This is a genomic window from Lysinibacillus xylanilyticus (genome assembly GCF_001708185.1).
GTDB classification, from domain to species: Bacteria; Bacillota; Bacilli; order Bacillales_A; family Planococcaceae; genus Lysinibacillus; species Lysinibacillus xylanilyticus_A.
In genome coordinates this window covers 1-9,098 of the sequence record NZ_MDDN01000032.1, presented here as the reverse complement: position 1 = coordinate 9,098, position 9,098 = coordinate 1, and the positions used below count along the sequence as shown (strand labels likewise).

Below are 9,098 nucleotides of genomic sequence, written 5' to 3'. Positions count from 1 at the left end.
TCTGTTCGCTCGACTTGCATGTATTAGGCACGCCGCCAGCGTTCGTCCTGAGCCAGGATCAAACTCTCCATAAAAAGAAATTTGATTAGCTCAAATTGTTTTGCTGGCATCATGTTTGATGTCCAAAATTTTGTTTCGTTCACTAACTCAAGGTTAGCTACTAAAAACTTTATTGATTACGTTTTGCTTGTTCAGTTTTCAAGGTTCATTTCGTTGCTGTTATCTCAGTAGCAACTCTTATATAATATCATGTCGTTCGCTAGATGTCAACAACTCTTTTTCATTTCATTGTTTTAAGTAGCTGTCTTAACGACTTGTATAATATTACACCCTTAATTTAAAAAGGTCAACACTTTTTCTAAAACAAATTCATAGTTTTTAACTTTATCGAGAAACTTCCTATTATAATGATTAAGAAATAATTTCATATTAAACTTACAATCTGAAGTTACTTTAATGTCTTATTGTTATCTAACATATCATTTCTTCATAATTTCTATTAAAAAATCAAATAATAAGAGCCCGGGACATAAAAAAAGATGACTCCGTCAAGCATACCGAAGTCAACTAATTGCCGCATAGTACGGCACTCCCTATCATCATCAAATACTAGTTCTGTAATTTTAACGCTGGGCGTTCTTCATTTGACTTCGTTCCAGAAATAGAGCGGTCCAAAATCTCCTAGTCTAACCTAAATACAAAAGCATGAGACTGTTTAAATGTGCAATCTCATGCTTTCTTTTTCTGAATTATTTAATTGTCAACTAATCCATGAAACACTTGTATATCATTTATTGGAAAGATTGGATTCCCATCACTCGGCATAACACACTTTAAATTTCTCTTTTTTAATGTAACCAAGCTTATCAACATATGACTACATCTATTCATTCACAGGTACATTCTGCAGTATCCATTGTACCGTTCCGTCATATGCATCAGCTTTAGCAGTTCCGGCTGGCACTTCTAAATAAAGCCCATCTCCTTCTGGCGTCCATTCATTAGAAATGTTGATTTCTTCTGTGCCAGTTGTTTTCTTTTTATAAACCAGTGCTGAAGCATCTTCAGTAAGAGTTGAAACATTTCCACCATAACGGTAATATAAGCCATCTAATGTAGAATCTTCATTCTTCTTTCCTGTTAGCGGCTTAACTAACTTAGCCGTCATCATCCAAGACGGATTTCTCGACAACGCACGACTATCTTTTACAGATAAAGACTCATCAAATTGGATGAGCTGATACGTTTTAGTTCTCGACGAAATCTTAAGCTTTTCTCCAAAGCCAATCACCCCAGGCGCAGAAACGAATTTCAACCCGCCAGAAATTTTAGTTTTCACTTCATTTGATGTCTGATTGACTTCATCACCTGTACTGTATTTCCCTGTAGCTGTCGCTTGACTTACAACAAAGTCTTCTTCTGCCACACCTTCTTTCACCTTCGCATTAAAGGTGAATTTTACTTTGGTAGAGCGTAGCACTTCAGGGTTAGTATCGAGGGTTGCCACAATCTCATTTACATTGTATGTTGCTGTACCGATTTCTTTACCATTTTCATCTGTTACTTTAAGGTCTGTTGGCGATTCTAAATGTGGATCATATTTTTGTGAAATCGTAAATTGACCATATGTCCCTTTATCATCCGGAATATAGCCGGAATCTACTAAAATCTCATACTTCAATGTTTCACCTGGTGCAACTTCTGTTGGCACTTTACCATCCACACCAAACACTCGTTCTTCAATAGTTAATTCAGGTCGGATTTTTATTGTTTCAATATTAGATTGGAGCTTCTCGTCGTCCGCCAAAAATACCGTCACCGCATATACACTAATATCGTGATCTAATCCCTTCTTCACTTCATCTACTGGAATCGTATACCCCCACGATTCATCTGTATTTACACTTGGATTTTCTTCATGTGCGAATTTCTGAGGCTCACCGTCATCTACCTTATAATAAAGTTCGACAGAATCAGCTTCTTTCTCTTGATTGTTCCACGTCCCTGTAATACGGTATCCTTCATCTGTATATTCCCCATCATTATCCAATTCAACCTCTACTGGAACATCCGGTCTGTTACTTACCGTAATCTCCAAATTAAATTCCCTTACTGTATCCGGCTCTTGTACTTGCGGTTCCCATCTTAATGCCCAGGCTGGATGATACGTGTAAGGATACATCACATCCTTGCCGGGATCAGGAATACTTGGCGCATTTAGTTCATAAAAAAAGAGATCTTTATGAGCAGAACCACTAGAATCGAATGGTCTAAGCTGCGGGTTATCAGTTGCTCGCATTGCAGCTGGATTATTCGCATAACCATTATAGAAGAAATAAAGATAATAATCTTGACCGTCCCTCATATTCATCTCATGAAAATATAGCCCTTTATTATTTCCTAAAGAATACATTCTACTGTCCGTATGTCGTCCGCCAATATCCATATGCGCGGAGTAACCGATATTTGTATAAGGGTATTGCGTAGTTAAGTTCAAATATTTCATACTGACCTTAATACGCCCTTTTCTCTCATTCGTCAGACTCATTTTAATTTTTAGATATCCCTCTACGTATCTCGGATTACTGCTATCTAGGACAGCTGCATAAGCAACCAACTCATGTGTCGTTTCATTTTTATATAATTTCAAAATTGGCATGACATCAGATTGCTTTTGTGCCGTATCGTTTTCTTGTCCCCCATAAGCAATCACAAGTCCATTACCCCTTTGGTGACCAGAACGACCAGGTCTTCCTCCGGGATAATAATATGTTACAACACCATTACGTGCATCAGGATTATAATCCTCAGATAGAACTGTTGCTACTGAGAAATTTTGTACCATTATATGTGCGTCAGACGCATACGCAAAATCGGAAAGTTTTGTATTCATAGAAGGCAATGGACGTCCCCAGTCATCATAATATTGATAATAAGAGTTCATCTCTTTTAAGGAGTTCCGTGGCCGATCATTGTTAATATCCCCAAATAACATGTAATAAGATCTGCCTTGGTGGCTCTCTCTTGTTGGAAGTTCAAGGCCTACATTTGTACTCATTTGTGTAAACCCATCTAATTCATTCGGAGAATCATCCAACATCGAAAAATCAATATTGCCGATTTTCCCAACTTGTGTTATAGGAATTCCATTATAACCCGCTCGAGGACTAGCAATTCTTTTACATTTAGGTGCTGATTTTTTTTCACTAGCTAATTCTTCTTGTTCTTCACCTTCAGTTACTAGTTCTTCTTCAATGTTAGACTCTAGCTGCTTCTCTTCTTCAATGTTAGACTCTAGCTGCTCCTCTTCTTCAATGTTAGACTCTAGCTGCTCCTCTTCTTCAGCCACTAGTTCTTCTCCTTCAATGTAAAACTCTTCCTCACAGTCAACTTCCAAATTTTCTTCAATTTTAGGCTCTTCCTCTTCTTCACAGTCAATTGCTAAATTTTCTTCATTATCAGTCTCTAGCTGTTCCTCTCCTTCAATTACCAAATTTTCTTCAGTTTCATACTCTTGCTGCCTCTCACACGCATTCGCAAGATTTTCTTCATCTCCAGATTCTCGCTGCTCCTCTTCCTCAGTTGTTGGAGCCTCGCCATTTTCAGTCTCTGATTCTTTCTCTCCCTCGGTTGTTGGTGCTTCGCCATTTTCAGTCTCTGGTTGTTCCTTATCTTCAGTTGTTGGCGCTTCATCACTTTCAGACTCCGGCTGTTTCTCTCCTTCAGTTGTTGGCTCTTCGCCATTTTCAGACTCCGGTTCCTTACATTCAGTTGCTAGATTTCCCTCGCCATCAGACTCTAGTTGTTCCTCACATTCAATTTCAGACTCTGTAGGATCACCCATAATTGTTTCTGCTATAGATACACTCAGCTCCGAAAAGACTAGTACAAAAACTAATAACGATATTACTATTTTCCGCATATTTCTTTTCACCGACCTTTTTACATGTTAAGCAGCTTCATAACGAACAATGAAGTTAACCGCATACTGATTACTTTGCTCATCTTCTCATTTTTTCAAATTAACTTTTTCTTTTTAATTTTTAACAAGTGATTCATCTGAATTATTGATTCACTTGTTAAAAAACCAATCGCTTGTCGTAGTCAGCGTTACTATATACGCCCCCATCCTGCATCTCAGAAACATAAATTGGTGCATAATTTTTCTAAAACGAAAAGTCAGCAAAGTAACCAGTACAGCTACTTCCAAAACAAAGGCGTATTTTTGTTCAATTAATTTATTTCTTGTTGTTTCTTCTGCTTCTTTTTGCTATAAAATATAAACAATAGTAACCCTGCTACTAGAAGAATTAGCAATCCTACCAAATATGCTAGATAATTCGGTCCTTCAATGGATACATCGGTTGCGTTAAATTGCTTTACCTCTTCCCCTTTAATGGTAAAATCCTTCTCAAATTCCCATGATTCTTCGCTCGACTTAGCCTTTACATGTAACGTATAGGTTCCAGATTTAAATTTTTCTCCATTTAGTGAAATCGGATATTCAAAATTTGAATTTGGCGCCATTTGCATGTCTTGTTTTTCCGATTTATAGAGCACCTCTGTTTTCCCTTTTTTCGTAACTTCCGCGTCCACTTCAAAACGGTTTAAATACGTTGCCGTTGGATTTTGAAGCGTAGCATTAATCACATTACGGGCATTCACTTGTCCAGGTTTAACATCGTGTAATTGCAAATCTTGCTTCACTGTTTCATCCGTTTCTTGTAGGGTAATTCCCACTACATAAGCATATTTATTTTCAATACTTAAACCTTTAGTTGTTTCCTTGGTATTTTTTGACTTTGTTTTCTTCTCTTCTAATGTAATACCGCCCGCTAAAATCCCATCGAATTCTTCTTCAGGCATTGTTACATTTAACTGTAAATCCTTACTTCCCTTAGCCGGAATCGTAATTTCCTTCTCAGTTTGAATTAAATCCCCTAATTCATATGGCAATGAAGAATCACGTTCAGCACTTGTAGGACCATACTCTACAACTCCATTAATATTCGTTGTAGCAGAATGAATGATCGGCTCAATGACGACATCCTCTTCCGTATCATTTTTCAATTGAATTGTTAGTGTCTGCTTTTGATTAGGCTCCATTTTCAGATTGAAATAAGATTTTTGTTTGTCAATTTGGTTGTCTGGAATGACGGTATACACACCAAAATTAAATTCAGATGCAGACGCAAATGGTGTTAACCATACTAGGCTTACAATCAATATTCCGAATAAGGTCCATAACGTATTTTTCCTCATATTTTCTACCATCCTTACTACTTAAAAGTCTTCAAAGATCTAAAATTATTGGTAAAAACCCGCAATGCTATCCTCTAACAATGGAGCAACAGGATGCTACGAAGTCTCGTACTCCTGTCGCTACACGTTAACTCGCACTTATTCGAATTAACAGGATTTACACGGGTTTTTACCTGTATCTCACAATATTGCACTGAAATGATAGAATACTATTTTTATACTTATAACAGTTCCCATCAGGAAATTTTTATATTTCTTGTTCTGTTTATTATTGTCCAGGTACGTCAGTCAGTGTCCATGTTAAGGACGTAGAATATTTATCTGCATATTTCGTAGTTGAACCGGGGATAGAAAGTTCAATACTATCCGCTGCTGTAGTGTCATCACCAAATACTAATACATAAGTACCGGACCCTTCTCCTGCTTTGGCAGACATAATGTTGTCAGCTACACCCATCCCATCCGGATTTAAACTAAATGAAGTTTTTACAATAGATGGCTTTGTAGATGAAGAGGCTGTATTCACCCATGCATTTTTAAAAGTAATTTCAGCACCCGTTAGTTCTTTATCTGTAGTGCTCTTAAATTGACCATTTTGTTTCACTTGCAATGACCAACCTTTTTCAGTACCACGACTATCTGTAACTTGAACATAGTTCGGGCCGTCGCCACGACCTCCAAATTTTTGCGGTTTTACTTTGTAAACTTGATTGGTTGAAGTAATTTTTTGCTTACCAAAATCTAAGCCAGAAGCATAGTCAATACTTAATGGACCTGGTGTTCCTGGTTTTGGACCGTTTGGATCAGTTGGATCTACTGGATCTACTGGATTTGGATTATCCGGATTAGTTGGATCAATTGGTGGAGTAATGATGTCAGTAGCTGAATTCAAATTCGATAATTGCATTCGTTTGATACTCGCCACCATCTGCCGCATAAGAAATGACACTTCCTCCTAATACCAAACCTGTTAACATTGTTGTTGCTACGCCTAGAGCTTTTAAATTAGTATTGATTTTCATGTTTCATCATCCTTTTTTATTATTTGTTACCTGGAACATCCGATAAATTCCATGTTAATTTTGTACTGTATGTAACAGCATCTTTTGGCGTTTTCCCTGGAATAGAAAGAGAAATCGCTTTGTTTTTTTGTACTTTCTCACCTTTAGCATTCGTCACCTCATCTACCTGTCCCCAACGGTTTACCCAAAGTCCAGCTCCTTCTGTTGGCTTTGCTGACATGACAAGTGACTCAGCTCCATTTGGATCTAACTTAATTTCTTTAGCTGCTGTTGGCGGTGTCACTTCTGTTTTACCTGTAACAGTCGGATTCTCAAATTTGATTTGTGCGCCTGTTAATTTTTTATTTTGCGCTGCAGCATTAGCAAACTGACCTTCTTGTTTAACGGTTAATTTCCATCCGGCATTTTTTCCGCGATTATCTGAGATTTGGGCATAGTTTGGTACATATTTATTTCCCTCACTAGAAGTTAACACCTGTGCATTCGCATAATAAATTTTTTCTTTGTTTGAGATTTCATTAATACCAAAATCGAGACTCGATACAAAATCAATACCTAGCGAGCTTCCAGTTCCTGAGTTTGGACCTCCTGGATCGGTCGGATCTACTGGATTTACTGGCTTCTCTGGATCTGGATCATTCGGATCTACCGGGCGTTGTGAATCTTCATTTGGAATAAATACCACCATCCCATTCGATCCGTAATTAACCTTTTTTTCTTTTTCTTCTGCTGAAGCAAATAATGGTGAAATCGCCGTACAACTTAGTAAAGTGGTAATTGCTGCAAGTTGCATAGCCTTATTCTTCATTGTTTAAATTCTCCTTTCATGTATTTTTTATATTTACGTATTAGATAAAATGCTAATACGGTAAATAACACTTACTACTTAATAGTTGAATTAAAATTAACTATTTTTAAATACTTTGTAATAAAATTACAGTTTTTAAGCAAAAAAGGACATCCTTTTCATTCAACCATCCTCTCATTTCTTATTGCATATTTATTTATATTTACGTATCAGATAAAATGCTGGTACGGTAAATAACAACACAGAAAATGTTATTCTTATAATAAGATACATCCCTCATTTGTGGATTTTTTCTTGGCCCATAAACGATGGAAGCTTTCCGATTCAAATGCTTACGATTTCGTATTAGATGAAAAAGAAATAGTTAGAAACATCACTATTATTATCACAAATACTAGTTTATTTACTTTTTACACTTAACATATACCTCAATTTGAACTTCTTTAAACATATTTTTTCTCTTTTATTTCTTTTTTTACTTTTCATCTCTTACAATTACCGATTGTAGCGTATTTTAAAAAAGAATTAAAATCAACTTTTGTTGCTTTCTTAGCATAATTTGATAATGCTGAATTTCTTTAAAAAATTCTTAAAATTCTAACTCCATTTGAATATTTTCTATTAGGTATCTCCAAAATCATTGTTACAATTGGGATGCTATTCAATAATTTTACATTCTAAATAGCAATGGTACACCTTCTGTATTGCTTGCAACAATTCAATTATCGATAACCATTCTCTAACTACTTTTTTAAAATTATTTCATCATTAAATCGAAACAAAATGAATTTCTTTTATCTTAAGAATTATACTTATTAAGGTTAAAACCTACAGGGAAAAGATGCAAATCAACTTTTTGGTCACTTTTGAACAAAAATTGATAAACTGCTTATTTGACTCATTATGATAATTATTTTCAACTTTATATTGGAGCTTGGATTGTGATGTTCCTTCTTAAAAATAGACTCTCTCATCCTTTTTCTATAAGTTCATACTCATACCGAGTTGCACATAGAAAAAGAGATGTATCGAATATACGATACATCTCTTACTCATATGCTATTGCATGCCTATAAACTTATACCATCTAGCAAATGTATACCTTTCTTTGTCAGTGCCGCTGGGGCTTGCAGCAATTCATATTCTAATATTCCCTTATAAGGTACTTCACTTCATTACTTCCGGACACAATTATGCCGAGGCATAATTGTGTCCGGAATTGGCTTTGTGCTTAGGCCTGCAGATGAGTTTTGTGCGAAAGCGTAGCAGCGGGTTTTGTGAAAGCGTAGCGACAGCGGCAAGATGTTGGTCACTCAGTTTAAGCGGATGTTTGGACAGCTGCTGTAAAGTAACTTAATACCGCATTAATCTTACCAGCTATAGTAGTGGGAGACTTCTATACCTGTCGCTACGATTTCGGTACAAAAGACATTTACTGAGAGAAATTAAACCTAAATTATCAGTTCGTTTTCCATAGTTCAAGGGATTATTTATTTTCACACAAAAAAAGCCGAGGAATAAATCCTCGACTTTTCTAGGTGCCTAGCGACGTCCTACTCTCACAGGGGGAAGCCCCCAACTACCATCGGCGCTAAAGAGCTTAACTTCCGTGTTCGGTATGGGAACGGGTGTGACCTCTTTGCCATCATCACTAGACTATTGTCGACCTCCAATACACGGCGTATTACTGCGTCAGCTTCTCTCGCTCAATCGGTCACGTACAGAGGTACGCTCCCTCATTCACTCGTTTGCTTCCTTGTACTACTTGTGTCTTGAAGCTCTCTTCGACTTTCAATATACATCGTATCTTGAAACCCTTATATGAAAGGTTTTGTTCTTTCAAAACTGGATAAACGTGCATTGAATGTTTCAAACATTATGGTTAAGTCCTCGATCGATTAGTATTCGTCAGCTCCATGTGTCACCACACTTCCACCTCGAACCTATCTACCTCATCGTCTTTGAGGGATCTTACTTACTTGCGTAATGGGAAATCTCATCTTGAG

5 protein-coding genes and 3 rRNA genes are annotated in these 9,098 nt (G+C 36.8%); all 8 read right to left on the bottom strand.

Features of this window, described 5'->3' with window-relative positions:
• Positions 1 to 74, bottom strand: a 16S ribosomal RNA gene (locus BFJ97_RS22945); the annotation flags it as partial.
• A gap of 809 nt (positions 75 to 883) precedes the next feature.
• Positions 884 to 3,922 (bottom strand): hypothetical protein, encoded by a 3,039-nt coding sequence (locus BFJ97_RS22940; protein ID WP_068986913.1) that lies wholly within the window; start codon positions 3,920 to 3,922, stop codon positions 884 to 886.
• Between the two features lie 311 nt (positions 3,923 to 4,233).
• Positions 4,234 to 5,262 (bottom strand): DUF916 and DUF3324 domain-containing protein, encoded by a 1,029-nt coding sequence (locus tag BFJ97_RS22935; RefSeq protein WP_068986912.1) that lies wholly within the window; start codon positions 5,260 to 5,262, stop codon positions 4,234 to 4,236.
• Positions 5,263 to 5,530: 268 nt separating this feature from the next.
• Entirely contained in the window at positions 5,531 to 6,169 is a 639-nt protein-coding gene (locus BFJ97_RS22930; RefSeq protein ID WP_254660228.1) for a WxL domain-containing protein, read from the bottom strand.
• Positions 6,138 to 6,284 (bottom strand): hypothetical protein, encoded by a 147-nt coding sequence (locus tag BFJ97_RS25335; RefSeq protein ID WP_254660227.1) that lies wholly within the window; start codon positions 6,282 to 6,284, stop codon positions 6,138 to 6,140. The genes BFJ97_RS22930 and BFJ97_RS25335 overlap by 32 nt, the downstream gene beginning before the upstream one ends.
• Positions 6,285 to 6,303: 19 nt before the next feature.
• Entirely contained in the window at positions 6,304 to 7,092 is a 789-nt protein-coding gene (locus BFJ97_RS22925) for a WxL domain-containing protein (RefSeq protein ID WP_068986911.1), read from the bottom strand.
• Between the two features lie 1,540 nt (positions 7,093 to 8,632).
• Positions 8,633 to 8,748, bottom strand: a 5S ribosomal RNA gene (gene rrf, locus BFJ97_RS22920).
• Positions 8,749 to 8,970: 222 nt separating this feature from the next.
• Positions 8,971 to 9,098, bottom strand: a 23S ribosomal RNA gene (locus BFJ97_RS22915); the annotation flags it as partial.